Source organism: Streptomonospora wellingtoniae, from assembly GCF_031845375.1.
Taxonomy (GTDB): Bacteria; Actinomycetota; Actinomycetes; order Streptosporangiales; family Streptosporangiaceae; genus Streptomonospora; species Streptomonospora wellingtoniae.
Genome location: NZ_JAVREK010000001.1, coordinates 201,034 through 227,510, shown reverse-complemented (window position 1 = coordinate 227,510; position 26,477 = coordinate 201,034). Strand labels below are relative to the sequence as shown.

The window sequence follows — 26,477 nt, the reverse complement described above, 5'->3', positions numbered from 1 at the left end:
GCGCAGCGGGCCCGAAGGACGACGGAGCGGAGAGCAACCGACATGCGGCGCAGTATCGCCACCGTATCGCTCAGCGGCACCCTGGAGGAGAAGCTGCGGGCGGCCGCGGCAGCGGGGTTCGACGGGGTCGAGGTCTTCGAGAACGACCTCGTCGCCTCCCCGCTGCCCCCGCGCGAGGTCCGCGCGGCGGCGGCCGAGCTCGGCCTGGGCATCGACCTCTACCAGCCGTTCCGCGACTTCGAGGGCGTCGACGACGCCGGGCTCGAACGGAACCTGCGCCGGGCCGAGGCCAAGTTCGAGCTGATGCTGGAACTCGGCGCGGACACGCTGCTGGTCTGCTCGAACGCCTCGCCGGCGGCCCTCGGCGGCGACGCCCGGGCGGCGGCCCAGCTGCGCCGCCTCGCCGAGGCCGCCGCGCCCTACGGCGTGCGCATCGCCTATGAGGCGCTGGCCTGGGGCCGCCGAGTCGACACCTACGAGCACTCCTGGCGCCTGGTCGCCGAGGCCGACCACCCGTCGCTGGGGGTGTGCCTGGACAGCTTCCACATCCTGTCCAAGGGCGGAGATCCCGCCGGAATACGCGGCATCCCCGGCGAGAAGATCTTCTTCCTGCAGTTGGCCGACGCCCCCTACATGGCCATGGACCTGCTGCAGTGGAGCCGGCACTACCGGTGCTTCCCCGGCCAGGGCGCCTTCGACCTGACCGGTTTCACCCGGCAGGTGCTCGCGGCCGGGTACACCGGGCCGCTGTCGCTGGAGGTGTTCAACGACGTCTTCCGCGCAGCCGACCCCCACCGCACCGCCGCCGACGCGATGCGCTCGCTGTCGGTGCTGGAGGACGCGCTCGCCCGCGAGCGGGCGGCCGAGCGCGTCGACGGGGAGCCCGGGGCCGACGGCGCACGGCCCCGGGTCTCCCTGACCCGCCTGCCCGACCCGCCCGACGACGCCGGGTACGCCTTCGTCGAGGTCGCCGCGCAGGAGGAGGGGGAGGAGGGCGGCGCCGAGCGCGTGCGCGCCGTGCTCGCCGCGCTCGGATTCGCCCACACCCGCGACCACCGGTCCAAGCCCGTCCAGCTGTGGAGCAGCGGCGGTGTCCGCGTGCTGCTCAACTCCACCGACCCGCGCCTGGGCCACACCTGGGACGGCGACGCGGCCGTCACCGCCCTCGGTGTGGAGGTCGCCGACCCCGGGCGCGCGGCCCAGCGGGCCGAGCGCCTGCTCGCCCCGACGCTGCCGCGCCGGCGCGACCCGGCCGAGTCGCGGCTGAACGCGGTCGCGGCCCCCGACGGCACAGCCGTGTTCTTCTGCCCCGGCAGCCGGGAGGGCCGGGAGTGGCTCGCCGACTTCGGCGCCGCGGCGGTGCGCGACCGGCACCCCGGCGACGACGGGGCGCCACTGTCGGCCATCGACCACGTTGGCCTGTTCCAGCCCTTCGACCACTTCGACGAAGCCTCGCTGTTCTACCGCTCGGTGCTGGGCCTGACCCCCGAGGAGAGCCTGGAGGTGGCGGCACCCGACGGGCTCGTGCGGAGCCGGGCGCTGGCCGGCGGCGACGACGGCGGGCTGCGCATCGCGCTCAACGTGTCGGTGCTGGGCCGCGGTGCGCACTCGGATGCGGCCGGCGGAGCCCAGCACGCCGCATTCGCCTGCGACGACGTGTTCGCGGCGGCCGAGGCGATGCGCGCCGCCGGCGTCGCCCCGCTGCCGATACCCGACAACTACTACGACGACCTCGCCGCCCGAACCGATCTCGCGCCCGCGGTGCGTGAGCGGATGCGCACCAATGGGATCCTCTACGACCGCTCGGCCGCCGGAGGCGAGTTCTTCCACTTCTACACGCCGATGCTGGACAACCGGCTGTTCTTCGAGGTGGTGCAGCGCACGGGCGGCTACCGCGGCTACGGTGCCGCCAACGCCGCCGTCCGCATGGCCGCCCACCGGGCGGAGCAGGCCAGGTGACCGGCGCGATCGGCGACGAGGCGGCACTGCGGGCGGTGGGCGAGGCGCAGGCGCCCGGCGCGGACGGAGCCGAGCCCCGCGATACGGCGCCGTCCTACCTCGTCGGGCTCATCGGGGCGGGGGTCGGCCCCTCGCTGACGCCGCCCATGCACGAGCGGGAGGCGGCCGCGTCGGGGCGGCGCCTGATCTACCGCACCATCGACATCGCCGAGCTGGACCTGCCGCCCGAGTCGGTGGCCGACCTGGTGCCGGCGGCGCGGCGGCTCGGGTTCAACGGCCTGAACATCACGCATCCCTGCAAGCAGCTGGTGCTGCCCGTGTTGGACGGGCTCACCTCCGACGCCGCCGCGATCGGGGCCGTCAACACCGTGGTCTTCGACGGCGGCTCGGCCATCGGGCACAACACCGACTGGTCCGGATTCGCGCGCTCGCTGGAGCGCGGTCTGCCGCACGCGGCGCGCGAGCGGGTGGTCCTGCTGGGCGCGGGCGGAGCGGGTGCGGCCGTCGCGCACGCGCTGCTGGCCTCGGAGGTGCGCACGCTGGTCGTCGCCGACCTCGACACCGGGCGGGCGGCCGAACTGGCCGAGCGCGTCGGCCGCCGGTTCCCCGGTGCCCGCTGCGAGCCGGCCGGAGCCGACGACCCCGGCCGCCTGCTCGCCGGAGCCGACGGCCTGGTGCACGCCACCCCGGTGGGCATGGCCCACCATCCCGGCACGCCCGTCCCGCGCGAGCTGCTGCGCCCCCCGCTCTGGGTCGCCGACGTCGTCTACCGCCCGCTGCGCACCGAACTGCTGGACGACGCGGAGTCCCGGGGCTGCGCCACCCTCGACGGCGGAGCCATGGCCGTCTTCCAGGCGGCCGACGCCTTCCAGCTCTTCACCGGCACACCACCCGACCGCGACCGCATGCTCGCCCATTTCCACGAACTTCTGGCGGCGGAGTAAGCGGTCCTCGGGGCCGGAGGCCGCCCGTGCCCTCCTGTGTGGGCGGGGACGGCTTCCGCCGGGTTTCTTCCATCCTGTACGGCACGAGTTCGCGATTTCAGCGCGACAGTTCCGGAGGTGCCGACCGCACGGAGGGACGCCGGGGCCGGGCGGCCCCGGCCGAGAGGGTGAGCAGGAGCGTGTCGGCGTCGGGGGCCTCTATGAGGCCGCCGGGGGTAGCGGCCCAGTAGGACTGGGTGGCTTCGCCGAACCAGACGACGGCGCTGCGGCAGCGGGCTCGGAGGGCGGCAGCGGTGCGGTGCTCGCGGGCGAACTCGGGGGTGCGGCCGTATATGCGGTCCTGGCGGCCGGCGCGGCGGGTGCGGCACAAGGGATGGGCGCAGTCGGTGCAGGGTCGCCGGGTGGGTGGGGTGTCCGCGATGTCGGCGGGCTCGCGCGGGGGCGGCACCGGGGCGGGTGCGGGCACAGGGGGATGCATAGGTGCGAGGGTGCCGGTGCGCCTGTGGACGCGGGCGGCGGTGCGGGCGGGCGCGAGGGTAATGTCGGGCATTGATTCCGTTCCTTTCCCTTTGAAACGGGTTGTGGGATCAGGGCCCGGGAGGTGGTGGTGCACCTTCCGGGCCGCTTGCCGTCTGGTGGCAGTGAGGTCGGGCGGCAGTGGGCAGGAGTGAGCGGGGCTGCGGGTAGCCGCGGCGAACGCCGGGCTGTCGCCTCGTCCTTCAGGCGGCGGCCCAGGCGGAGCCCGCGAAGTCGTAGGCCAGGTGGAACCACACGTGGCGGTAGGTGGGCACGCCGTTGTCGCCCCAGGCGGTCGCCAGCGCGTCCACGAGGGCGAGCCCGCGTCCGGCGGTGGCGTCGGCGTCGGCGCGCAGTCCGGCGGGATTGGGCTGGAGGCGGGCGCGGTCGCGGCGGTCCCGCAGATGCGTGTCGGGCAGGCCGCCGTCGCGGCAGGTGAGCGTCAGCCCCGCGGCCGAGCGGTCCACGCGCAGCGTGAAGGTGCCGCCGGGCTCGCCGGAGCGCGTGTGCCGGACGGCGTTGCCCGCGAGTTCGGTGCCCAGGAGATCGAAGACGTAGCGGTAGTCGGGGTCCCGGTCGCGCGCGCATCCGTTGAGGAAGGCGTGGACCAGGGGGAACAGGGCCGCATCGCCCCAGAACGTGAAGGCGCGGGACCGGTAGGGCGTGCGCGGGCCGATGGTGTCGAAGTAGTGCTGCTTCTGCCGGGGGATGAGGAGAGCGAGCGGGACGGTTACGGACGGTAGCTGACTGAGGGCAGCATGAGAGGAGGGCATGGCGACTCCTTGAGGCGTGGCTAGGTGCCGACAGTGGAGGCGTGCGTGTGGCCGTTTTTCGGGACAGGGTGGATTACCGTTTGTAGGCTGACCACCGATCACACGAAGTGACGTACCGGTGACGGATCACTCACCATCGTAGTTAGAGAATCTCTGAAATCAAGCGATTTGGAGAATCTCTGTAAGTAGGCTTGGGTCATGTCACGAACCCTCAGTCCAACCGTCCGACGCCGACGGCTCGCACGCGTCCTGCGCGGGCTGCGCGAGGCTGCGGGCCTAACCCTGGACACGGCATCGAAACAGGCCGCACTTCCTCGGGCGACGCTCGGCAAGTTGGAGACAGCCGATCTCAAGCGGTTGCGGCTCACGGATCTGGATTCGCTTGCCCGGCTTTACGCCGTCGACGACAAGACGCGACTCGCAATGCACCAGCTCGCCAAGGACGCGGAGCAGCGCGGCTGGTGGTCGAAGTACAGGGATGTCTTCAGCCCTGGATCGCTGCCAGACTTCGAGGCAGAGGCGAGCGTCATCAGAACCTACGAAGCCCAAGTCGTCCCTGGATTACTCCAAACGCGTGAGTATGCGTGTGCCGTCTTCACTGGTACAAACGCGTTCGCGGAAGACGAGGTCAAGCGCCATGTAGACGCCCGGATGGAACGCCAGTACATCCTCAAGCATCCCTACCCGCCGGAGTACGCGGCCATCATCGACGAGGCAGTACTGCGCCGCCCAGCTGGCGGGCGTCAAGCGATGGTGGAGCAACTGCATCACCTGGCCGAGCTAGCGACACTCAGGCATGTCACGATCCACGTGCTCCCATTCGCCGCTGGGATGCATGCAGCAAACTTGGGCGGGTTCATGATCATGGACTTCCCGGACGATGCGGACCCCGCGATCGCCTACGCCGAAACACCAGCTTCTATTCTCTTTGTCGAGGAGGAAGAGGACATACGCCGTAATGACGCCATGTGGCGTGAAGCCCTCAACGCTTCTCTGACCGTTGCCCAGTCCATCGACTTCATCGAGGAAGTCGCCACTTCGCTAGAGAGTGACCAGTGAGACCACTGAAGTTCAGGAAGAGCAGCTACAGCGGCGCCAGCCAGAACTGCGTCGAGGTCGCCCCCATCCCGCCGTCCTTCCGGAAGAGCAGCTACAGCGCTCAGGGGCAGGAGTGTGTGGAGGTCGCCCCTATAGCCCCGTCCCCGTCCTTCCGCAAGAGCAGCTCCAGCGGCCACGATGTGAACTGCGTCGAAGTCGCCGACCTTCCCGCCGGTGCGGCGCTGCGCGACTCGAAGCATCCCGACGCCGGATACCTCGCCTTCCCCGCCGCCGAGTGGGACGCCTTCATCAGCGCTGCGCGCTCCGCCGAGCTGTAGCGCGCGCATCTCGCCGTCGCGGGTCGCCGGCGCTGTGCCGTCAGGACTCGTCGAGGCGGGCGAGGAGGCCGCCGACGCGGTCGTCCTCGGCCGCGAGGAAGGCGCCGAAGTCGTCGCCGGCGAGATAGGCGTCGTGCCAGTGGTTGTCGTTCAGCGCGTCGCGCCACTCCGGGGTGGTGCGCAGCTCATCCAGCGCGTCGATCAGCTCCTCGCGCCGCGACTCGCCGATGCCGGGCGGCGCGAGCAGTCCGCGCCAGTTGAGGAACTCCAGGTTGATGCCGAGCTCCCGCAGCGTCGGCGCGTCGATCCCGGGGATCGGGTCGGGGCCGGTCACCGCCAGCACCCGCAGCTCGCCCGCCTTGATGGCGTGGCGGTACTCGCCCGCGCCGGCCGCCGCCGCGTCCACCCGCTGCTCGATCAGCGCCGACAGCATCGCGCCGCCACCGTCGTGCCAGACGTAGTCGGTGTCGACGGCGGAGATACCCAGCCGCTCGGCCAGCAGCATCAGGGCCAGGTGGTCGGGTCCGCCGGGGCTGGAACCGCCGCCCAGACGGACCGGGACCTCCGGGTCCCGCCAGTCGTCGACCAGGTCGTCGAGAGTCTGGTACTGCGAGTCGGCGGGCACCAGCAGCACCGTGGGCGTCTGCACCATGCGCGCCAGCGGGACGGCGGAGGTGGTGCTGTACGTGTCCTGCAGGTGCGTGCGGGCGACCAGCCCCAGACCCATCTGCAGCATCAGCCGGTCGTTGCCCGCCTCGTACATCAGCCGGGCCATGCCCGCCGTGCCGGCGGCGCCGGGGAGGTTGAACACGTCGACCTCCGCGGCCAGGCCGGCGTCCTTGAGCGTGGCGGCGACCGTCCGGGCGGTCATGTCGTAGCCGCTGCCGGGCGGATTGGGCACCATGATGCGCATTTCGGACATGGGGGCGACCGGGGCGCACCCGGCCGCCCCCAGCAGCGCCGCCATCGCGGAGGCGGCGAGCCGGAGCCGCCACCGGGCACGGGTGCCCCGCGCGCGGCGGTCCGCGGCTTCGGCCCGCATCGTCGCTGCTACCTCCCCTCGGCGGCCTCGTGCCCGTCGCCGGCGTGCCCGTCGCCGGCGGACGAGGCGGAGCGCTGAGCCCCGCCGGCCTCGCCGCCGCGGCCGTCCTGTGAACCGCCGTCATCCCCGCCGGAGCCCTCCTCCGGCGGCGCCGCGCCCGAAGGCTCGGACGGCCTGCGCCGCAGCCGGGCCAGCAGGGGCCCCGCCAGCGCCAGCGCCCCGAGCGCGAGCAGCCCCGCCGAGAACGGGTTGGTGACGAACGTGGACCAGGCGCCATCGGAGATCTGCAGCGCCTGGCGCATCGACTTCTCCATCATGCCGCCGAGGATGAGGCCGAGGATCAGCGGCGCCGCGGGGAACCCGTTCTGCCGCATCACATATCCCAGCACCCCGAACCCGAGCAGCAGCCAGAGGTCGAAGACGGTGAAGCTCAGACCGTACACGCCGATGACGCAGAACACGACAACCAGGGGCAGCAGTACCGCCCGCGGGGTCTTGAGCACCTTCGCGAACAGCGGGATCAGCGGCAGGTTCAGCACGAGCAGCACGAGATTGCCGACGTACATGCTCGCGACCACGCCCCAGAACACGTCGGGGTGGTCGGAGAGCATGAGCGGGCCGGGCTGGATGCCCAGGACCAGCAGCGCGCCGAGCAGGATCGCCGTCGTCCCCGAGCCCGGGACGCCCAGCGTGAGCAGCGGGACGAACGAGCCCACCGCCGCCGCGTTGTTCGCCGACTCCGGGGCCGCGACGCCCTTGATGTTGCCGCTGCCGAACGTCGCGCCGTCGCGGGCGATGCGCTTCTCCGTCGAGTAGGCCATGAACGAGGCGATCGTGGCTCCCGCGCCGGGCAGGACGCCGACGAAGAAGCCCAGCAGCGAGCCGCGGGCCGTCGGCGGCGTCAGCGCGCCGACCTCCTGGCGGTTCAGCCGCAGGGAGGTGATGGTGCCGTCCCCGCCGCCGGTGCCGCGCCGGGCCAGCATCGCGAACACCTCGGCCAGCGCGAACACGCCCAGCGCGACGATGAGGAACTGCACGCCCTCGAACAGCTCCGGCACACCGAAGGTGAAGCGCATGGTCGCGGTCTGGGAGTCGATGCCGATGAGCGAGATGATCACCCCGACCACGGCCGCGATCAACCCCTTGGTGAGGTTCCTGCCGCCCAGCGAGACCACCGCGGTCAGGCCGAGGATCATCAGCGAGAAGTAGTCGGCGGGGCCGAAGCTGACCGCGAACTTCGCCAGCCACGGCGCGATGAGCATCAGCAGCACGACGCCGACGGTGCCGCCGGCGAACGACGCGATCGCGGCGATGGCCAGCGCCTTGCCGGCCTTGCCCCGGCGCGCCATCGGGTAGCCGTCGAAGGATGTGGCCACCGTCCCCGAGATACCCGGCGCGTTCAGCAGGATCGACGACGTCGAGCCGCCGAAGACGGCGCCGTAGTAGACGCCGGCCAGCATGATCATGGCCGTGGTGGGGTCCATGCCGAACGCGATCGGGATCATCAGCGCGATCGCGCTCATCGGCCCGAGGCCGGGCAGCATCCCGATGATCGTTCCGGCGAGCACGCCGATGAAGACGAACAGCAGGTTCTCCGGCGCCAGCGCGACCGCGAACCCGTAGCCGATTTGGTCGAGCGTTTCCATGAGGGTGGCTCCGCGGGTCAGAACGGCAGCGGCCCGGTGGGCAGCGCGACGTCGAGGAATTCGGACATGGTGAAGTACAGCGACGCCGGCACACCCACGCTGACCAGCGCGTTGGCCCAATGGCGCCGGTAGCCGAGGTACCAGGAGGCACCGAATACGTACGCCGCGCTGCTGATCAGGAACCCGAGCGGTTCGAACAGCAGGATGTAGGCGGCGATGGAGGCGGCGAAGGCCGCCAGTTCCAGCCGCGCATCGGGGATGCGACCGAGGGAGGCCGCCGGGACCGCGCCGCCCGCGGTCCCGGCCTGTGCGCCCTCGGCGATCTCCGCGGCGTCCGCCCGCCCTTCGGCGCCCTCAGCGGCCTCGGCGCCTGCGGTGCCCGAGGCGCCTGCCGCGGGCACCTGCTCGCCGTCCTCGCCGGGCTCTCCGCGCTGGAAGAACAGCAGCCCGGCGAGCAGCAGCAGCACGACGCCGAGCCAGCGCGGCAGCGTGGACGGCTGAACGGGTACCTCGACTGCGGTGAACTCCGGCATCCGAAACGCCAGCACCAGGTAGCCGACCGCGAACAGGCCGACTACGAGGGCCGCCGCCCGGTTGGAGAAGCCGAACGGCGTCATGTCAGCCCTGCCCCTTCAGCCCGATCTCGCCCAGCAGGTCCTCGGCGTCCTTGCTCGACTCGTCCAGGAACGAGCCGAACTCCGCGCTGTCCATGTACGAGGTCTCCCAGCCGAGCTTCTTCGCCTCGTTCTTCCAGTCCTCCTGCTCGACCATCTTCTTGAACGCCTTCTCGTAGTAGGCCACCTGCGCGTCGGTCATGTCGCCGGGGCCCATCACGCCCCGCCAGACGTCGTAGGTGTAGTCGATGCCCTCGTCGCGCAGGGTCGGCACCTCCGGAAGCGTGTCGGTGGGCTCCGGCGCCGAGACGGCCAGCGCCCTCAGGTCGCCGGACTCCACCAGGCCGGCGGCCTCGGAGGCTCCGGTCACGGCCGCGTCGACGTGCCCCCCGATCGCCTGGGTCAGGGCTTCGCCACCGCCGTCGTAGGGGACGTACTTCAGCTTCCGGGGATCGATCCCGGCCTTGTTCATGGCGCCGGCGAAGGCGACGTGGTCCATGCTGCCGGGAGCGGAGCCGCCGGCGACGCTGAGGGAGGAGGGGTCGTCCTTCAGCTTGTCCACGAGGTCGTCCATCGACTTCAGCGGGGAGTCGGCGGGCACCGCGAAGACCATGTACTCGGTCATCAGCCGGCTGATGGGGGTGAAGTCGTCGTGATCCTGGGCGGACTGGCTGGTGAGGGGCACCAGGGTGATGGGCGGGCTGGTGACGAACAGCCGGGTCGGCTCGGGGGCGCCGGCGACGTAGGCCCAGCCGACGGCGCCGCCGCCGCCGGGCTTGTTCACCACCTGGATCGGCTGGTCGACGAGGTTGTTCTGCTCCAGCACACGGGAGCTGGTGCGGGCGAGGGTGTCCCAGCCGCCTCCGGTGGCGGCGGGGGCGACCATCTCGATGGGCTTCTCCGGTGCCCAATCGCCGTCGCCGCCACCGGAGGAGCCTCCGGAGCCGCAGCCGGTGGCCACCAGCGCCAGCGAGGCGCAGACGGACACCGGGGCGGCCAGGCGTGCGGCCAACGTGCGGAACATGGTGCCTCCTGAATCGTGGTCGGGGGATGGTGATCCGCCGAACAGGCGGATGTGAGGGGAGGCACATGAAAGCAGGGACGGTCCGGCGCGCAGAACCGTTCTGGCCGTTGTGCGAGCAGTGGTGGTAATGGACGTTTCGGTCGTATTGGTCATGCGTCCGGCAGGCCGCCGACGTGCGAGGATGAGGCGGATCGGCTGGGCGCGCCGTCGGAGAGGCCCCCGCCGATCCGATGTGCGTCGTGACGGCGGGGAGGAGCGGTGCGGATCAGGCTCACGCTTGCGGGCCGGTTCCTGGGCCTGCAGCTGGCGATCGTCGTGGCCGTGCTGGTCGCCGTGGCCGGGGTGTCGCTGGCGCAGGCCGACGCCCGCTTCCGCGAGGTCGAGGGCGAGCGCATCCTGTCGGTCGCCGAGACGGCCGCCGCGACCGACTCCATCCGGAGCGGACTGAGCAACTCCTCGGAGGAGGGCATTCTGCAGCCGGCCGCCGAAGGGCTGCGCGGTCTCGCCGACATCGACGACCTGATCATCGCCGGGACGGACATGCGCATGCTGGCCTCGGCCGACCCCCGGCTGATCGGGCGGGAGCTGCCGCGGGGGGACAGCCCGGTGCTCGCCGGGCGCGCGTGGGTCGGCGTCGTGACGCTCGGCGAGCGGCGGGTGCTGACCGCGCACGTTCCGGTGATCGACGACAGCGGCCGCGTGATCGGGGTCGTCGCCGGAGTCCGCGACTACCCGGGGCCGGTGGAGCTCATGGCCGAGGCCGCCCCGACGCTGCTGGTGTACCTGGGCATCGCCTGCGTCCTCGGCGTCGCCGGGTCGCTGCTGCTGTCCCGCCGGATCAAGCGCCAGACCCTCGGCCTGGAGCCGGCCGAGATCGCCGGTCTGGCCGAGCATCGCGAGGCCATGCTGCACGGCATCAAGGAGGGCGTGCTCGGCCTGGACAGCGACAACCGGGTCACCCTGGTCAACGACACCGCCGCGGAGCTGCTGGGGCTGCCCGCGGAGCCGGCGGGGCGCCGGCTCACCGAGCTGGGCGTGGATCCGCAGCTCGTGGAGGTGCTGACCGACCAGGTCCCCGAACCTGACCGGGTGACCGTGATGAACGACCGCCTGGTCACGCTGAACTGGACGCCCCTGAATACGCGCGGGCGGCGCATCGGGTCGGTGACCACCATGCGCGACCGCACCGACCTGGTCGCCCTCCGGCACGAGCTGAACATCACCCGCACCACGACCGAGGCGCTGCGAGCGCAGGCGCACGAGTTCAGCAACCGGCTGCACGTCATCAGCGGGCTGCTGAGCCTGGAGGAGTACGAGGAGGTGGAGCGGTACGTGGCCAGCGTCGGCGGAGCGCGGGCCCAACTGGCCGCCGACGTCACCTCGCGGGTGGCCGACCCCTCGGTGTCGGCGCTGCTCATCGCGAAGGCGAGTCTGGCCGCCGAGCAGGGCAGCGAGCTGCGTGTCTCCGAGCGGACCGAGCTGGGCGAGCAGGACGAGCGGCTCTCCGCCGACCTGGTGACCGTGGTCGGCAACCTGGTGGACAACGCGCTGGAGGCCGTCCGCGGCGAGGGTGCGCAAGGCTGGGTCGAGGTCGAGGTGGCCGGTGCCGATGACGCCGTTCGCGTGCGGGTGCGCGACTCCGGCCATGGCGTGCCCCCGGAGTTGGCCGAGGAGGTGTTCCGCAGCGGCTTCAGCACCAAGGAGTCCGGGGCGGCCGCCCGCGGCGTGGGCCTGGCGCTCACCCGCCTGGTGTGCATCCGCCGCGGCGGCGGTGTCGAGGTCGCCGGGTCGGAGTTCACCGCCTGGCTGCCCTACCGCGAGTCGCCTGCGCCCGATGCCGCGGCCGGCGCAGCCGGAGGCGGAGGCGGAGAGGAGGATGTGCGGTGATCCGTGTGCTCGTCGTGGACGACGACTTCATGGTCGCGAAGGTCAACAGGCGCCTCGTGGAGCGGGTGCCCGGCTTCACCGTGGTGGGCGAGGCGCGCACGGGCGCGGAGGCGCTTCGGCTGGCAGAGGAGCTGCGCCCGGACCTGCTGCTCCTGGACATCTACCTGCCCGACATCAGCGGCATCGACGTGCTGCGCAGACTGCGCGGCGGAGGATCGTCGCAGGTGGACGCACTGATGATCACCGCCGCTCGCGAGGCCGCGACCGTCCGCCAGGCGCTCCACGGCGGCGCGGTCCACTACATCATCAAGCCTTTCGACGCCGCCGCGCTGCGGGAGCGGCTGACGCGGTACCAGGAGGCCCGCCAGGCTCTGGAGGGGCCGGGTGTGCCGGGGCAGGACGATGTCGACCGCGTGTTCGGCGGTGCCGCCGCCGCGCCGTCCGTAGCCGGTCCGCCGGGCCCGGCGATGCCGAAGGGCCTGACGCCGGAATCCGCGCGCCTGGTCGAGGGCGAACTGCGCAGCGCCGGCGAAGCGTCGGCCTCCGAGTGCGCGGGGCTGACCGGGTTGTCGCGTGTCAGCGCGCGCCGGTACCTGGAGTACTTCGTCCAGGCGGGCAGCGCCGAAGTGCGGCTGCGCTACGGAACCGCCGGACGCCCGGAGCGCCGCTACAGGTGGGTCGGGCCCCCGGCCGGATGACCCGGTGTCGGGGGTCCTCGTTGATCTTGTAGCTATCGTCACTGGCAATCGATTGCCATCACGATAGCTACAAGATCGACGGGGGTTCGGGGGCGCTTTGGCCGTTCACCTCGCGGGCCCAGGCCTCCAGGCCCGCAGCGAAGCCCTGCTGCTCGCTCGGCGACAGCCGCTCCAGCACCCGCAGCAGCGGGGCGGCGCGGGCGGCCATGAAACGCTCCATCGGCTCCTGGTAGTCCGGGCCCAGTGCGACGAGCACGCGCCGGCGATCGCCCGGGTCGGGCCGGCGCACCACCAGAGCGACGCTGGCCAGGTCGCCGACCAGCTCGCTGGCGGTCGACAGTCGCACACCCAGCCGCTCGGCGAGCTCGGTCACGGTCAGCTCCCGGCCGTGGACGAGCTGGACCAGGACACCCCCGTGCCGGCCGGTGAGGCGGTGGCGCCGGAACGTCCGCTGGAGCTCCTCGGGCATCTCGTCGTGCGCGCGCCGGTAGTAGCTCTCCAGCAGCGGGACGAATCGGAGCACGCCCTCGACCGGCTCGGCGTCGGGGAGCCGGGCGTCCTCGAAGTACTCGCCACCGTCCACAACCGGATTCTAGCCGGTTCGGGGATGCGAACCTCGGTTCGGATTCGGCGGCGGGAGGTGCGGGGACCGGGGCTTCGGCGCGCCTGCGGTGCGGCGCCGCCCGTTCACACCGGGCGGCACATCAGCGGCAGCGCCGCCATGCCGTTTTCCTTGAGCCGGGCGCGCACGAACCTGTGGAAGCTCGGCCGCAGCAGCTGGTCGGCCATGAAGGCCGCCGCGCCGCCGGGCAGGCGCACATAGTTGACGAACGCGAAGCGCGCGTCCTCCAGCGGGACGAGGGGTGCCGAGTTGTCGACGCCGGCCTTGGCGGTGTACCAGCCGGCCAGGCCCTCCCACGCGCGGAGCGCGGCCTCTCCGTCCTCGGCGGTGAAGTGGTTGAACAGGTAGGTGCCCGACGCCGGGTCTTCGGTGTCGCCGATCCGCACGCTGTTGTAGGCGGGCATCACCAGGTCGGCCCCGATGTCCCGGAAGGCCTCGTCCGCCCGCACGCCGGGGAGCGCGTCCGGCGCGGAGGCCTCCACGAGCACGAGGACGTCGAACCGGGGCATGCCCCTGAGCGGCGGGATCAGCACGGTCTCGAAGACGCGCGCGCGGACGACGTCGGTGCGGGCTTCAAGGCGCCCGGCCAGTTTGCGGCAGTGCTCCAGCGCTTCGTCGCGTTCGGCGGTGCGCCGGACCAGGGGCACGCGCGGCGGGGCGACGGAGAGCCCTGCGTAAAGGTATCCGTAGGGATAGGGATCGGTGAATTCCGGGCTCGGGTAGGAGCCTGCTGAGCGGTTCATGGATTCGCCTTCTGTATTCCGGATGGGAAAATAGTTCGGATACCCGAATATATGCGCTAGAGGGAGCCGTGCAAAGCCCGCGGCGGACTGCGGCGTGTGCCGTTCCGAGGCGGGGCCTGCCCCGGCCGGCGACCGGAGGCGGCGCCGCCGCCGCCGGGTGCCGGGCTGATGCGGAGCGGCCCCGCTGTGCACTCCGGCGGGCCGACTCTCGGCCAGTCCGCCGTGTCCGCGCCTTCCGCGGCTCGATCGGACGGCTGCGCCGAGCTGGTCCTTCGTCCCCCCGGCGGGGCGCGGGACGCATCGCCGGTGCCTTCGGCCTGCGGCGCGGCGGCGCCGGCCGACGGCCTTCGCCCGATGGCGGAGGATGGGCGAGGGCGCGTCGCGGGCTCGCCGTCCGCGCGGCACGCGGCCCGGTGGGGCGGGTCGGTCGCATCCCAGTGGACGCCGCAGATTCCGGCCGGGCGGGCGGTGACGTGCCCTGCCGGTCGCCGCAGGAGGCAATAACGGCATTCACCGCATTCTCCGCGTTAAGTAGCATTTGATCTCAAAGTCCGCCGCCGGAACCCGGAGCCCGTCCGCCCCGTCCCGCAGGGGACCGCACGGGCCACGGGTCGGCCTACGGGTTGGGAGCGCCGTGTCGACACCCCGGATCCTCGACGATCTCCTGCGCCATCTCCGGCTGAGCGCGTCCCAGGACCTCGAAGCCGAGTCGCGGCGGCTCGCCGACCGGTTCCGGGGCCACACGGGCGCGGACATCGCCCTGGTCGACGGCGACGGCGCGGTGGACCTGGCCACCGCCGGGATTACCGCGAACGTGCTCGCGGCCCTCCGGCCGGTGCTGGAGCAGCTGGCGGGCGGGCGGCTCGCCGCGGCCGCGACGCAGACCGATGAGCTGCACGTGCGGTGCGAGGTCCTGCGGCGGGAGTCGCCGAGGACGGTACTGGTGGTGGCCTCCCGGTCACCGCTGACACGCGAGGCGATCACGCTCGCGTCGCACACCGGAACAGTGATCGACGCGTTGCGCCGCGTCCGCAACGCCGACGATCTCGCCCACCGCTACAACCGGGCGGCCGGACGGCTGCGCCTCGCCGTCTTCATGGCCCTGATGGCGGGCGACCTGGCGCTGGCCCGCAGGATGACCACCGGCGCCGTCCCTCCGCTGCTGGACGCCGATCGCGTACGGCTCCACGTGCTGCACTGCCCCCCGCCGGACCGGGACCGGATCGCCGAGCGCTACCAGGACTCGTCCGGTTACCACGGCCGCAGCCTGATGCTGCGCTGCCCGGTCTACGACTCCCACCTCATCTGCCTCGTCCCCGACGACGGGTGCGCCGACGTCGACGACGGCCTGAGCGCGCTGCTGCGATCCCTGGTCGGCGACGAGCCGCGGTACGCGCTCGGTATCAGCGAGCCGCGGCCCCTCGCGGCGACTGCCGAGGCCTATGAACAGGCCCGCCATGCCCTGGCCGCCGCCCGCCACACGCCGGACCGCGCCGCCCCCTACCACGGCCACGCGCCCCTGGCCCGGCTGCTGCCGCGCGACCAGGCGCACGCCTGGGCGCGTGCGGTTCTCGCGCCGCTCCAACCGCTGCCCCGGCTCACCGTCGACGTCACCCGCCTCGCGCTGAGCTTCCCGCGCTCGGGGGTCGCGCGCCTGCTGGGAATCAGCCGCAACACGGTCACGGCGCACCTGCGCCGGGTCGAGCAGGCGCTGGGCCTGGACCTGCACGACGTGCACTGTCGTGCCGACCTCACGCTCGCGCTCACGGTCACCGGACTCCCGTCACCGGAGAGCGCCCCCACCGGCACAGGCGCGGCGCCGTCCTTGGACGCGCTGCTGGCCACCGAGGAGGCCGCCACGTGGGCGCGGTCCTTCCTCAAGCCTTTGCGCGACGGGGGGCACCAGCAGCTGTTCCCCACGCTGCGGACCTGGGTCGACTCGGACACCGACGCGCAGCGCACGGCGCGGACGCTCGATATGAGCCGTACCACGGTCCGCGCCCACCTGCGCACCGCCGAACGCCTCCTGAACCGGGACCTGCTCGCCTCCGGTCCCGGCACCCACGACCTCGTGCACGCTCTGCGGGTCACCGACAGTGCATCGTGATTAGCCGCCGGCTGCCTGTTGAGCACCGTGCGCATTGCTCCGGCCCTGCCGCACGCTTACTGTCTGCAGCGTCCGTCAGTGGCGGAAGTCGGGCGGCAGGCGGGAGGACGGGGTGCCGTCCCCGGCAGGAAGGGTCCGGGGTAGGGGCCGCGGCCGACTCGCCCACGGACCCGGCATCGCCGACTGGCGACGAGGCGAACAGCCGGAGTGGCCGAGGTGCCGGACTAGGACGGAGTCCGGCACCCGGCCGCAGCCGGCCGGCTCGATTCGACGAACGGACCGCATCCGGCGCGAGTTCCCCTCGGCCGCTTCCCGCGGGGACGCCGTAGGCGCACCGCCCCCGCCCTCGCGGTGGCCGCCTCCTCCCCGTGGCCGTGTCCGGCCTGCCGGACGGAAAGCGGCCTGTTCACTGGATCGTAGCGGCGCATGCGGTCTCCGTAATGTCAGGGCATCGCGACGGGCGGTACCTCCCGGCACCCGTCGACACCTGATGCAACCCGCCCTGACTCCGAGGAAGACCCATGCCCGACACCCCGCACCCCGACCGCATGCCCGCGTGGCGCCGCTTCGTCAAGGGCCGCCCGATGGCGAGCTTCTTCACCTTGGCGATCTCCCTGAGCTGGATCGCCTGGACGCCCTACATCCTCTCCGGCCACGGTCTCGGGCTGGCCGACTTCGAGATCCCCGGCCTGTGGTCCCAGCTCCTGCTGATGCTGCCCGGCGCGTACCTCGGTCCGATCTTCTCGGCCTTCCTCGTCACCGCGGCGGCCGACGGCCGCGAAGGGCTGCGGGTGTGGGCGGGCCGCCTGCTGAAGTGGCGGATCAACTGGCGCTGGTACGCGCTGTCCCTGCTGGGCGTCCCGGCGGCGCTCGTCCTCTGCGGCCTTCCGTTCGCCGGCGGCGACGTGCAGCTTCCGCCGCTCGTGGTCCTCGCCGCCTACATCCCCGGCCTGGTCCTGCAGTTCCTGACCACCGGCATCGCCGAGGAGCCGGGTTGGCGCGACTTCGCCCTGCCCCGGATGCAGCCGTACTTCGGGCCGCTGCTGGGCACCCTCGTCCTCGGCGTCATCTGGGGAATCTGGCACCTGCCGCTGTTCCTCACCGAGTGGGGCGGGTTCCCCGACACCACCTGGGTCCAGCCCGTCGAGTTCGTCGCCTCGTGCGTCGCCATCAGCGTGGTGATGACCTGGGTGTTCAACCGCACCGGCGAGAGCCTGCCGATCGCGATCCTGCTGCACGCCAGCGTCAACAACTTCATGTCGATCGTGCTCGCCTCCCTGTTCCCATCGATGGACGCCTCGCACGCCGCCGCCTTCCACATCGTGCTCCTCGCATTCGGTCTCGCGGCCTGCGCGCTCATCGTTGGGACCCGGGGCAGGCTCGGCTACGCCCCGGCGGCCGCCGCCGCTTCGCGCGCGTCCGGTTCCGCGTCCGAGGAGGGGCGGGGCTCCAGAGCGGGCGTCCCGTCCTGACCCTGCGCGGCCGGCCGTTCCGCGGACCGGCCGGCCCTCGTGGGCTCGGCCGCGGCCGGAACGAGGGAGCACCGGGATCCGCTGTGGCGCGGGGTGGCGTCAGATTGGCGCGAATGACGCTTGACATGACGTCATTCGTGACGTCATTATGAGGTCATGGATTTGACGCCGTATGTGGACAACCTCCGCCGTCAGCTCGTGACGGCCGCCGAGGCCGGGGGCGAGGACACCCGGGCGATCGCCGAACGACTGACCGCCGCGTTGGAGCCGGCCGCACGACTGGCCCTGATGGACGCGCTGTCCGATGCCGCGGACGAGATCACCCGCGACTTCGCACCCGGGTCGGTCGAGGTTCGGCTGCGCGGAGGTCAGACTGACTTCATTGTGACGTCACCCTCGGCCGACGAGTCGTTCGGCGACTCCGGCTTCGGCCCCGCACCGGCACCGCACGCCCCGGCGGACGCCGCAGCGGACGCCCGGCCTCCCGCGGGCGCGCTCCCGCCGGAAGGCGACGAGGGCGGTACGTCGCGCGTCACCCTGCGGCTGCCGGACCACCTCAAGCCGCGCGTCGAGGAAGAGGCGCGCCGCGAAGGCCTCTCGGTCAACGCCTGGCTGGTACGCGCCGTCTCCGCCGCGCTCGACCCTGGAGCCCGCCGGACCGCACCGGGCGCGAGCCGCCCGGTCGGGCGCGGCTACACCGGCTGGGTCCGCTGACCGGACCCGGATCCCCGAACCCTCACCCACACGTCTCCCGCCAGCGGAGACGCCCACCAGCGCCACGAACGGGAGACACCCATGCCGAATTTCGACACCCCCGAACCGATCACCGCCGAGGTCGACCTGGCGGTCGGCACCGTGCAGATCAACGCCGGCGACCGCGCCGACACGAACGTCGAAGTGCACCCGCGCGACCCCGCGAAGGACGCCGACGTCCGGGCCGCCGAGGAGATCCGTGTCGAGTTCGCCGGCGACAGCCTGCTCGTGCAGGACCCCGGGACCACCGGCCTGGGCCGGCTGCTGCGCAAAGGCGTGGTCGACGTGACGATCGACTTGCCGGCCGGCTCGCGGCTCCAGGCCGAGACCCGCGACGCCGGTATCCGGTGCGAGGGCCGCCTCGGTACGGCAAGGGTCACCGCCTCCTCAGGCAACATCACCCTGGACCGGCTGGCCGGGAACGCCGAGATCACCTCGACGCACGGCCGGGTCCGCGTCCAGGAGATCGACGGCACCGCCGCGGTACGGACGTCCAACGGCGCCATCACCCTCGGCACGGTGACCGGCAGGCTGCGGGCCAACTCCGCCCACGGCGACGTCGCGGTCGAGCGCGCGCTCTCCTCCGTCACGGCCAGGACCGCGCACGGCAGCGTCCGGATCGGCGAAGTGGTCCGCGGCGAGGTCGACCTCGAAACCTCCTACGGGGAGGTGGAGGTCGGCATCCGCGAGGGCACCGCCGCCTGGCTGGACACCGGGTCCAAGCACGGCAGCACGACCAGCTCGCTGGAAGCGGCCGAGGACCCGGGCCCTGCTGAGGAGACCGTCGAGGTCCGCGCCCGGAGCACCTACGGCGACATCGTCGTCCGACGCGCCTGAGCGCACGCGCGGGGAACCGCGCGTCGCACCCCCGCCCCCTGCGCTGAGGCCGGACCGGCACGGCGCACAACCCTGGAACCCGCGGACCACCGCGAACACCGCGAGAGCGAATCGAGGCAGAGATGACCTCCCACTCACCGCCGCCGGCGGCCGTCACGGCCACCGGACTGCGCAAGTCCTTCGGCGACCACGTCGTGTTGGACGGCATCGACCTGGAGATACCCGCCGGGACGATCTTCTCGCTGCTGGGGCCCAACGGCGCCGGCAAGACGACCGTCGTGAAGATTCTGTCCACCCTGATCGGCGCCGACAGCGGGCGGGCGCGGATCCTCGGCCACGACCTGGTCGAGGAACCCGACGCGGTGCGCGCCGCGATCGGGGTCACCGGCCAGTACGCGGCCGTCGACGGCCTCCTCACCGGCGAGGAGAACCTGATGCTGATGGGCAACCTGCACCGCCTGGGCCGCCGCCGCGCCCGGCGGCGCACCGGCGAGCTGCTGGAGCGGTTCGACCTGGTCGGCGCGGCCCGCAAGCCGGCCTCCACCTACTCCGGCGGCATGCGGCGCCGGCTCGACCTGGCGATGACCCTCGTGGGCGAGCCCCGCCTCATCTTCCTCGACGAGCCGACCACCGGACTGGACCCGCGCAGTCGCCGCGGCATGTGGGACATCACCCGCGAGCTGGTCGCCGACGGCGTCACCGTCTTCCTCACCACCCAGTACCTGGAAGAGGCCGACCGGCTCGCCGACCGGATCGCGGTCCTCGACAACGGCGGGATCGTGGCCCAGGGAACGGCGGAGGAGCTCAAACGCCGCATCCCCGGGGGCCACATCCGCTTGCGGTTCGGCGGCACCGGCGCGCTGGAGGCGGCGGCCCGCATCCTCGGAGGGGCGCGCGACGACGACGCTCTGGCGCTCCAGGTCCCCGGCGACGGCGGCGTCGAGTCGCTGCGGGCCCTGCTCGCCCGCGTCGACGCCGAGTCGATCGACGTCGAAGAGCTGTCGGTGCACACCCCCGACCTCGACGACGTCTTCCTCGCCCTCACCGGCCACTCCAGCTCCGCAGACAACGAACCGAAGGCGGCCCGACGATGAACGCCCTCACCCGCGCCACCAGCGACTCGGCCACGATGGTCGGCCGCCAGCTGCGGCACCAGCTGCGCTACCCCTCCCTGACGCTCATGCTCGCCGGCATGCCGATCGTCCTGCTCCTGCTGTTCGTCTACGTCTTCGGCGGCGCAATGGGCGCCGGACTCGGCGGCCCCTCCGGTGGCGGCCGCGCCGAGTACCTCGACTACATCGTGCCCGGCATCCTGCTGATCACCGTGGCGATGGTCGCCCAAGGGACGGCGATCGGCGTGGCCACGGACATGACCGAAGGCATCATCGCCCGGTTCCGCACCATGGACATCGCCCGCGTATCCGTCCTGACCGGCCATGTCGTCGGAGCCCTCTTCCAGACGCTGGTCGCCCTCGCGATCGTCACCGGGGTGGCGCTGCTGCTCGGATTCCGGTCGAGCGCCGGCCCCGTCGAGTGGATCGCGGCCGCCGGCCTGCTGTGTGCGGTCGCCTTCGCCCTGACCTGGCTGACGGTCGCGCTCGGCATGGTCTCCGACAGCGTCGAGACCGCAAGCAATGTCCCCATGCCCCTGATGTTCCTGCCGTTCCTCTCCAGCGGGTTCGTGCCCACGGACACGCTGCCGACAGGGCTGCGGTGGTTCGCCGAGTACCAGCCCTTCACGCCCATCAGCGAGGTCCTGAGGGGACTGCTGACCGGCACCGGGATCGGCGACGCCGCGGCGCTCGCACTCGCCTGGTGCGCCGCCATCGCGCTGGCCTCCTACATCTGGGCCAAGCGCCTCTACAACCGCCGCTCCGCAGGCTAGCCCGCCCCCTCCTGTTCCGGGAGAAGGCCCGCCCCAGCAGCCGCGCACACGCGCGAGGCCCGGGCGGGCCGTCGGCGTGGGCCACGCGGCTGCACCCGGCACAGCACCGCCGATCTTGTAGCCATCGTGAAGTAAAACGATTTCCATTTGCGATGGCTACAAGATCGGCGGGAGTGGTGGGCACCGGCGCCGGTTCACAGCCAGTCGTGCTCGCGGGCGTAGCGGGCCGCCTCGTGCCGGGTCCGCGTCTGGGTCTTCTGCATCGCGTTCGACAGGTAGTTGCGCACCGTGCCCTGGGCCAGGTGGAGCTGGCCGGCGATGTCGGCCACCGAGTACCCGTGGCCGGTCGCGCGCAGCACGTCGGCCTCGCGGTCGGTGAGCGGGCAGTCGTCGATGACGGCGAGCGCGGAGACGTCCGGGTCGATCCACCGCTTGCCCCCGTGCAGGGTCGCGATGACCGTGGCGATGTGCGCCGGTTCCGCCGATTTGCTGACGAAGCCCTGGACTCCCAGCTTCAGCGCCTTGCGGAGCACGCCGGGCCTGGCATGGCGGGTCAGCATGAGGACGACCTGGTCCGGCCGCCCGCGGCGGATCGCCGAGACGGCGCCGAGCCCGTCCAGGCCCGGCATCTCCAGATCGATCACGAGGACGTCGGGCCGGTGCCGCAGCGCGGCCTGCACCGCCGCTTCGCCGTCCTCCGCTTCGGCGAGCACGGAGATGTCCCCTTCGAGGGGGAGCAGAGAGGCCATCGCCTTGCGGAGGAGGGCCTCGTCGTCGGCGAGCACCACGGTGGTCATCGGTCCTCCTCTTCCGTTCTCGGCAGGGCGGGGTCGGATCGCAGATGCGGGAAGGCCGCGGACGTCAGGAACCGCCCGTCCTTCTGCTCCACCGTCAGTTCGCCGCCGTCGTCCGCCACCCGCCGCCGCAGGGCCGAGAGTCCTCGCAGCTCGGGCTGCGCGGCTTCCTGCGCGCCGTCGTTGGCGATGGAGATGCCGGTCTCCGAGAGTGTGATCCGCACCTGCTCGGCCTGCGCATGCCGCAGGATGTTGGTCGTCGTCTCGCGGAGGACCTGGCCGAGCAGCTCGCCCGCGCGGGCGTCGACCTCGGCCTCGCGGGTGACGATCACGCGGATTCCCGCGGCCGTGAAGAGGTTCTTGGCGTTCTCCAGCTCCGCGGAGAGGTTGAGCCGCCGCTGGGCGTAGACGAGCTCCTTCGTCTGGGTGATGGTCTCGCCGACCAGGGAGCGCACCTCCCGCAGCTCCTCCTCCACCCGTCCGCTGTCGCTGCGCACCAGCTTCTCGGCCAGCGCGACCTTCAGCTTCACCACGTGCAGGGTGTGGCCCTGGATGTCGTGCAGGTCGCCGGCGAAGCGGATGCGCTCGCGGGCGACGGCCAGCTCCGCCTCGCGCTGCCGCGACTCCGCAAGCTCCGCGGTGAGCGTGAAGACCACCTGGTTGAGCGAGGTGAGGATGACCGCCGTCACGGCGACGGCCGGGGAGACGAGGCCGTACTGGATCAGCTCCTCGCCCAGGTCCCCGCCCGGAACGAGCAGTTTCGCCACGACCGGTGCGGCGGCGAAGGCGATCAGCCCCAGAGCCGCCGCGCGCCTCCGGCGCGGCAGGTGGTAGACGACGACCGAGCACACGACGGCGAGGCTGTAGGCGGCGGTCGCGCTCTCGGTCACCAGTACCCCGAGGACCCACACGAGCGCGGTGACGATCAGGCAGGGGACGGCGACGAGGAAGAGGCGGCCAGACGACCACCGCGAGACGGTGAACACGGCCGCCGCTAACGCCGCCGCCAGTGCGACGGCCTCCCACCAGGTCGTGGCGTCGATCGCCACCAGGAGCGCCCCCACGGCGGACAGCGACCCGGACACGATGTTGAGGTTCAGGGTGCGCAGCTGTCCCGGCGTCGCACCGGCGTGCTCGGTCGTCATGGGCCCCTTCCCGGGTCGGCTTCACCGGCCGTCGTTCGACTGCTGCGGAAGGGCGTCCGCGGGGACGATCCGAGATCGGGCGGTGGAGTCTGATCCAGTATTCTTCCGGATCCCCGACGCCGCCAGTGACACCGCGTCATGCCTTCCCCCGGAGAAACGTCACGGTGAACTCGTGACGCGGCCGCACTGCCGTGCGGGCGCTCCGGCCGCTGGAATCAGGGCATGTCCTCACCACCAGTCATCGACGTCGAGCGCCTGAACCTCACCTACGGCGACTTCCGCGCCGTGCGGGACCTGTCCTTCCAGGTGCGGCGCGGCGAGCTCTACGCGCTGCTCGGTACGAACGGGGCGGGCAAGACCTCCACTTTGGAGACCGTCGAAGGCCACCGCGCCCCGACCTCGGGCACCGTCCGGGTCTTCGGCAGGAGCCCGGGCGACCGGCGCGCCGTGCGGCACCGGATGGGCGTCATGCTGCAGGAGAGCGGGTTCTCGCCGGACCTGACGGTGCGGGAGTCGGTCCGGCTGATCGGGGCGCTCACCCGGCGCAATGACCGGGTCGAGCGCGTGCTCGGCGCCGTCGACCTCGCGCGCAAGGCCGGCACCAGGGTGTCCCAGCTCTCCGGCGGCGAGAAGCGGCGCCTGGACTTCGCGACCGCCGTCTACGGAACACCGGAGCTGGTCTTCCTGGACGAGCCCACCACCGGCCTGGACATCCGGTCCCGCGACGCCCTCTGGGACGCCGTGGACCGGCTGCGCGAGGACGGCGCCACCGTCGTCCTCACCACGCACTACCTGGAGGAGGCGCAGCAGCGCGCCGACCGGATCGGGCTGATGCACGAGGGCGCCTTCCACCGGGAGGGCACCGTCTTCGAACTGACGCAGACCCTGCCGGCCGCGATTCGCTTCGCGCTCGCGGCCTCCGCGCCGGTGCCGCCGCCGCAGGCCGCGCGCCAGGGCGACGGGAGATTCCTCGTCGAGACCTTCGACCTGCAGAAGGACCTGCACTCCCTCCTCGGCTGGGCGCAGGACCACGCCGTGGAGCTGCGGGAGCTCGAAGCCGGGCCGACCCGGCTCGACGACGTGTTCCGCGCCATCGGCAGCGACTAGACCGCGCCGCACTCCGCACGAAAGGAGCTCGGCCATGCTGCCGATCGCTCTCAGCGAGCTCGTCCAGATCTTCCGCAACCGGCTGGTGCTGCTCACCATGTTCGTCATCCCCGCAGCTTCCAGCGCGTTCTACATCTACCTGCACGAGTCCGTGCCGCAGCTGGGCGCGGTCCTGGGCGTCGGATCCATCGCCGCGGTCCTGGTGTTCCTCGTGGCCGCGATGGGGCTCTACGCCACCACGGTCACCACCCTCGCCTCCCGTCGGCAGAGCCTCTTCCTCAAGCGGCTGCGCTCCACAGCGGTCGGCGACGCGGGCATCCTCGCCGGGCTGCTGCTCCCCGTCGTCGCCATAACCCTGGTCCAGGCGGCCGTGATCCTGGCCGTGCTGGCCGTGGTCGGCGGCGGGCCCGCCAATGCCCTCCTCCTGGCGGCGGCCGTCCTTGCGACCACCGTCATGATGCTCGGCCTGGCGCTGGCCACCGCCGGCCTCACCAACTCCCCCGAACACGCCCAGGTGACGACGCTGCCCATCATGGTCGGCACCCTCGCCGTCTCCGGCTGGGTGGGGTTCACCGGCACCGGCGAGCTCACCCTGCTCAAGCGGCTGCTTCCCGGCGGCTCGGCCGCCGAGCTGGTCGTCGACGCCTGGGAGGGCGGCGTCCCCCTCGCCGACTCGCTGCCGCTCCTGCTGCCCACGCTTGCCTGGGTCGCCGTCGCCGCCGCGCTGGCCGCCCGGATCTTCCGCTGGGAGCCGCGCCGATGAGCGCCCGGGAGCGGGCCGGCGGGACCGGCCGAAGCGGCCGAAGCGGCCGAAGTGACCGAAGTGACCGAAGCAAGGAGTACTTCACCATGTCGAACGCCCGTGACGACCTTCGGCCGGCGCCGGCCGGCGCGCCCTCCCGCAAGCGCCCGGGATGGCCCGAGATCGGGGCCGGCCTGTTCGCCCTTGTGGCCGCCACGGCCCCGGCCGTGTTCTTCGGACCGCGCGGGCTGGACTTGGACCCGGTGCCCTACGGGCTGATCCTGGCGGCCTGGTCGGGCGTCGCCGGCCTCGCCGGCTTCGCCGCGGCGGCCCTGCTGCGCATCCGCTCGCTCAACGCCTTCAGTGTTCGGCGTACGACCTGGCGCTGGCTGCTCGTCGGCATGGCGGGAGGAATCGCCGCCCTCCTGGCCAAGGCCGCGGTGGTCTCGGCCGTCGCGGCCGTGACCGGGTACGAATCCGACCCCCAGGGCATGTACTACGACGCGGCCGGCGGGGGCGTCGTCCCCCTGATCCTGACGATGCTGTTCCTGGCCGTCCTCACCCCCATCGGCGAGGAGTTCCTGTTCCGCGGCGTCGTCGCCAACGCCCTGCTGCGCTACGGGCCCGTCGTCGGCGCGGTCTCCAGCTCGCTGGTCTTCGCCGTCTTCCACGGCATCAACATCGTGTTCCCGGCGGCGTTCGTGGTGGGTCTCATCGCCGCCGAGCTGATGCGCCGCAGCGGGTCGGTCTGGCCGGGCGTGGTCGTCCACGCGGTCAACAACACGGCCCTGCCGCTGCTGGTGCTGCTCACCGGGTACGCCGGGCCGACCTGAGCCCCGGGCCGCCCCGAGTCGCCGGTGCGCCCGGTTGGCGGCCGCCGCCCGCCCTGCTTCACCCGACAGCGGCCGATCCCGGCTGCCCGCGGCGCCGACGCCGCGGGCAACCGGGGCGGCCCAGGGCTCGCCCAGGCCTCCGCGGCCACAACACCCGACCTCAGCCCTGCCGGGTGGGCCGGATGGACATGTCGCCGATCTCGACGTCGTCGGGCTGCTCGATGGCGAACGCGACGGCGCGCGCCACGGCGTCGGGGGGGATGCCGAGTTCCGCCATGGTGTGCCGGAGACGCTCGCGCTGCCCGGGGTCGTCGACGTGGTCGACGAGCTCGGTGCGGACGAATCCCGGCGAGATGGAGGTCGTGCGGAGAACGCCGTCGGTCGACTCCTGGCGGAGCGCCTCCAGCATTGTGCGCACGGCGTTCTTGGCACCCGCGTAGACGGCTTGCGTCGGAACGATCTTGAGGCCCGACGTGGACACAATGGTGACGAGGTGACCGCTGCCCTGGTTGCGGAACACCGGTAGAGCGGCGGCGACTCCGTGGAGGACGCCCCGAAGGTTGACGTCGATCATCGCGTCCCAGTCGTCGACGTCGAGGTCGGCCACGGGGCCGGTCCGGGCGATTCCGGCGTTGCCCACCAGGACGTCGAGGCGTCCGAACCGGTCCACGGCCAGGGCCACCAGCCGCTTGAGATCGGCGCGTTTCGTGACGTCGACCTCCAGCATCTCCGCGCGGCCGCCCTCGGCCCGGATCCGCTCCACGAGCGAATCGAGCCGGTCGGTGCGCCGGGCGCCCAACACGACGGCCGCGCCACGGGTCGCAAGCTCCACTGCGGTCGCCGCGCCGATACCGCTGCTGGCCCCGGTGATAGCGACGACCTTGCCGTCCGATCCGCCCGTCATGACGTCTCCTGCTCTAAGCTGACAACTGTCCGGTTATGGTTTTCCACGGTACCG

The 26,477-nt window shown here is 72.3% G+C and carries 26 protein-coding genes; 15 read left to right on the top strand and 11 right to left on the bottom strand.

The window, feature by feature from the left end; all coding sequences use genetic code 11:
- Nucleotides 1-42 precede the first annotated feature (42 nt).
- Both RM446_RS00980 and RM446_RS00975 read left to right on the top strand, forming a co-directional pair.
- Nucleotides 43-1,959 (top strand): sugar phosphate isomerase/epimerase and 4-hydroxyphenylpyruvate domain-containing protein, encoded by a 1,917-nt coding sequence (locus RM446_RS00980; RefSeq protein WP_311543104.1) that lies wholly within the window; start codon nucleotides 43-45, stop codon nucleotides 1,957-1,959.
- Complete coding sequence (locus tag RM446_RS00975; protein ID WP_449657166.1) at nucleotides 1,956-2,903, top strand: shikimate dehydrogenase; 948 nt, start codon at nucleotides 1,956-1,958, stop codon at nucleotides 2,901-2,903. The genes RM446_RS00980 and RM446_RS00975 overlap by 4 nt, the downstream gene beginning before the upstream one ends.
- Nucleotides 2,904-3,000: 97 nt before the next feature.
- Here RM446_RS00975 and RM446_RS00970 read toward each other — a convergent pair whose 3' ends face one another.
- Entirely contained in the window at nucleotides 3,001-3,453 is a 453-nt protein-coding gene (locus tag RM446_RS00970; RefSeq protein WP_311543103.1) for a hypothetical protein, read from the bottom strand.
- 169 nt (nucleotides 3,454-3,622) lie between these two features.
- Nucleotides 3,623-4,192 (bottom strand): ATP-binding protein, encoded by a 570-nt coding sequence (locus RM446_RS00965; protein WP_311543102.1) that lies wholly within the window; start codon nucleotides 4,190-4,192, stop codon nucleotides 3,623-3,625.
- Between the two features lie 198 nt (nucleotides 4,193-4,390).
- Here RM446_RS00965 and RM446_RS00960 point away from each other — a divergent pair, with 198 nt between their 5' ends.
- On the top strand, nucleotides 4,391-5,251 hold the full coding sequence (locus tag RM446_RS00960) for a helix-turn-helix domain-containing protein (RefSeq protein WP_311543101.1): 861 nt from the start codon (nucleotides 4,391-4,393) through the stop codon (nucleotides 5,249-5,251).
- Nucleotides 5,248-5,568: a DUF397 domain-containing protein gene (locus tag RM446_RS00955; protein WP_311543100.1), complete on the top strand. Its 321-nt coding sequence runs from the start codon at nucleotides 5,248-5,250 to the stop codon at nucleotides 5,566-5,568. Before RM446_RS00960 ends, RM446_RS00955 begins: the two co-directional genes overlap by 4 nt.
- A 40-nt stretch (nucleotides 5,569-5,608) precedes the next feature.
- Here the strand turns inward: RM446_RS00955 and RM446_RS00950 are convergent, their stop codons facing one another.
- Genes RM446_RS00950 through RM446_RS00935 form a run of 4 tightly spaced genes read right to left on the bottom strand, consistent with a single transcriptional unit; the run spans nucleotide 5,609 to nucleotide 9,894 of the window.
- Complete coding sequence (locus RM446_RS00950; RefSeq protein WP_311543099.1) at nucleotides 5,609-6,610, bottom strand: tripartite tricarboxylate transporter substrate binding protein; 1,002 nt, start codon at nucleotides 6,608-6,610, stop codon at nucleotides 5,609-5,611.
- An 8-nt stretch (nucleotides 6,611-6,618) separates the two neighbouring features.
- On the bottom strand, nucleotides 6,619-8,256 hold the full coding sequence (locus RM446_RS00945; RefSeq protein ID WP_311543098.1) for a tripartite tricarboxylate transporter permease: 1,638 nt from the start codon (nucleotides 8,254-8,256) through the stop codon (nucleotides 6,619-6,621).
- Between the two features lie 17 nt (nucleotides 8,257-8,273).
- Entirely contained in the window at nucleotides 8,274-8,873 is a 600-nt protein-coding gene (locus RM446_RS00940; protein ID WP_311543097.1) for a tripartite tricarboxylate transporter TctB family protein, read from the bottom strand.
- 1 nt (nucleotide 8,874) lies between these two features.
- A complete protein-coding gene (locus RM446_RS00935) occupies nucleotides 8,875-9,894 on the bottom strand; it encodes a tripartite tricarboxylate transporter substrate binding protein (RefSeq protein WP_311543096.1) in 1,020 nt (339 codons plus the stop codon).
- A gap of 258 nt (nucleotides 9,895-10,152) precedes the next feature.
- On the opposite strand from RM446_RS00935, the gene RM446_RS00930 reads away from it, so the two are divergent.
- Together RM446_RS00930 and RM446_RS00925 are read left to right on the top strand one after the other, a co-directional pair.
- Nucleotides 10,153-11,781, top strand: coding sequence for a sensor histidine kinase (locus RM446_RS00930; RefSeq protein ID WP_311543095.1), 1,629 nt, complete (start codon nucleotides 10,153-10,155; stop codon nucleotides 11,779-11,781).
- Complete coding sequence (locus RM446_RS00925) at nucleotides 11,778-12,479, top strand: response regulator (protein WP_311543094.1); 702 nt, start codon at nucleotides 11,778-11,780, stop codon at nucleotides 12,477-12,479. Before RM446_RS00930 ends, RM446_RS00925 begins: the two co-directional genes overlap by 4 nt.
- Before the next feature lie 67 nt (nucleotides 12,480-12,546).
- Here RM446_RS00925 and RM446_RS00920 read toward each other — a convergent pair whose 3' ends face one another.
- Both RM446_RS00920 and RM446_RS00915 read right to left on the bottom strand, forming a co-directional pair.
- Nucleotides 12,547-13,062: a MarR family winged helix-turn-helix transcriptional regulator gene (locus RM446_RS00920; RefSeq protein ID WP_311543093.1), complete on the bottom strand. Its 516-nt coding sequence runs from the start codon at nucleotides 13,060-13,062 to the stop codon at nucleotides 12,547-12,549.
- A 104-nt stretch (nucleotides 13,063-13,166) separates the two neighbouring features.
- Nucleotides 13,167-13,844 (bottom strand): hypothetical protein, encoded by a 678-nt coding sequence (locus RM446_RS00915; RefSeq protein WP_311543092.1) that lies wholly within the window; start codon nucleotides 13,842-13,844, stop codon nucleotides 13,167-13,169.
- A 634-nt stretch (nucleotides 13,845-14,478) separates the two neighbouring features.
- Here RM446_RS00915 and RM446_RS00910 point away from each other — a divergent pair.
- The 6 genes from RM446_RS00910 to RM446_RS00885 all read left to right on the top strand — a co-directional run bounded on the left by RM446_RS00910 (nucleotide 14,479) and on the right by RM446_RS00885 (nucleotide 20,898).
- Nucleotides 14,479-15,951 (top strand): helix-turn-helix domain-containing protein, encoded by a 1,473-nt coding sequence (locus RM446_RS00910; protein ID WP_311543090.1) that lies wholly within the window; start codon nucleotides 14,479-14,481, stop codon nucleotides 15,949-15,951.
- Nucleotides 15,952-16,472: 521 nt separating this feature from the next.
- A complete protein-coding gene (locus tag RM446_RS00905) occupies nucleotides 16,473-17,423 on the top strand; it encodes a CPBP family intramembrane glutamic endopeptidase (protein ID WP_311543089.1) in 951 nt (316 codons plus the stop codon).
- A gap of 156 nt (nucleotides 17,424-17,579) precedes the next feature.
- Nucleotides 17,580-18,137 (top strand): histidine kinase, encoded by a 558-nt coding sequence (locus RM446_RS00900; protein ID WP_311543088.1) that lies wholly within the window; start codon nucleotides 17,580-17,582, stop codon nucleotides 18,135-18,137.
- An 81-nt stretch (nucleotides 18,138-18,218) separates the two neighbouring features.
- A complete protein-coding gene (locus tag RM446_RS00895; protein WP_311543086.1) occupies nucleotides 18,219-19,013 on the top strand; it encodes a DUF4097 family beta strand repeat-containing protein in 795 nt (264 codons plus the stop codon).
- Between the two features lie 122 nt (nucleotides 19,014-19,135).
- Complete coding sequence (locus tag RM446_RS00890) at nucleotides 19,136-20,107, top strand: ATP-binding cassette domain-containing protein (RefSeq protein ID WP_311543085.1); 972 nt, start codon at nucleotides 19,136-19,138, stop codon at nucleotides 20,105-20,107.
- Complete coding sequence (locus RM446_RS00885; RefSeq protein WP_311543084.1) at nucleotides 20,104-20,898, top strand: ABC transporter permease; 795 nt, start codon at nucleotides 20,104-20,106, stop codon at nucleotides 20,896-20,898. The genes RM446_RS00890 and RM446_RS00885 overlap by 4 nt, the downstream gene beginning before the upstream one ends.
- Before the next feature lie 194 nt (nucleotides 20,899-21,092).
- Here RM446_RS00885 and RM446_RS00880 read toward each other — a convergent pair whose 3' ends face one another.
- Both RM446_RS00880 and RM446_RS00875 read right to left on the bottom strand, forming a co-directional pair.
- Entirely contained in the window at nucleotides 21,093-21,695 is a 603-nt protein-coding gene (locus tag RM446_RS00880) for a response regulator transcription factor (RefSeq protein ID WP_311543083.1), read from the bottom strand.
- Complete coding sequence (locus RM446_RS00875) at nucleotides 21,692-22,837, bottom strand: sensor histidine kinase (RefSeq protein WP_311543082.1); 1,146 nt, start codon at nucleotides 22,835-22,837, stop codon at nucleotides 21,692-21,694. Before RM446_RS00875 ends, RM446_RS00880 begins: the two co-directional genes overlap by 4 nt.
- A 222-nt stretch (nucleotides 22,838-23,059) precedes the next feature.
- Here RM446_RS00875 and RM446_RS00870 point away from each other — a divergent pair, with 222 nt between their 5' ends.
- The 3 genes from RM446_RS00870 to RM446_RS00860 all read left to right on the top strand — a co-directional run bounded on the left by RM446_RS00870 (nucleotide 23,060) and on the right by RM446_RS00860 (nucleotide 25,519).
- On the top strand, nucleotides 23,060-23,944 hold the full coding sequence (locus RM446_RS00870; protein WP_311543080.1) for an ABC transporter ATP-binding protein: 885 nt from the start codon (nucleotides 23,060-23,062) through the stop codon (nucleotides 23,942-23,944).
- Between the two features lie 34 nt (nucleotides 23,945-23,978).
- Nucleotides 23,979-24,707, top strand: a complete 729-nt coding sequence (locus RM446_RS00865; RefSeq protein WP_311543079.1) for an ABC transporter permease — start codon at nucleotides 23,979-23,981, stop codon at nucleotides 24,705-24,707.
- Between the two features lie 86 nt (nucleotides 24,708-24,793).
- Complete coding sequence (locus tag RM446_RS00860; RefSeq protein ID WP_311543078.1) at nucleotides 24,794-25,519, top strand: CPBP family intramembrane glutamic endopeptidase; 726 nt, start codon at nucleotides 24,794-24,796, stop codon at nucleotides 25,517-25,519.
- Between the two features lie 160 nt (nucleotides 25,520-25,679).
- Here the strand turns inward: RM446_RS00860 and RM446_RS00855 are convergent, their stop codons facing one another.
- Entirely contained in the window at nucleotides 25,680-26,423 is a 744-nt protein-coding gene (locus RM446_RS00855) for an SDR family oxidoreductase (RefSeq protein ID WP_311543077.1), read from the bottom strand.
- Nucleotides 26,424-26,477: the final 54 nt, after the last annotated feature.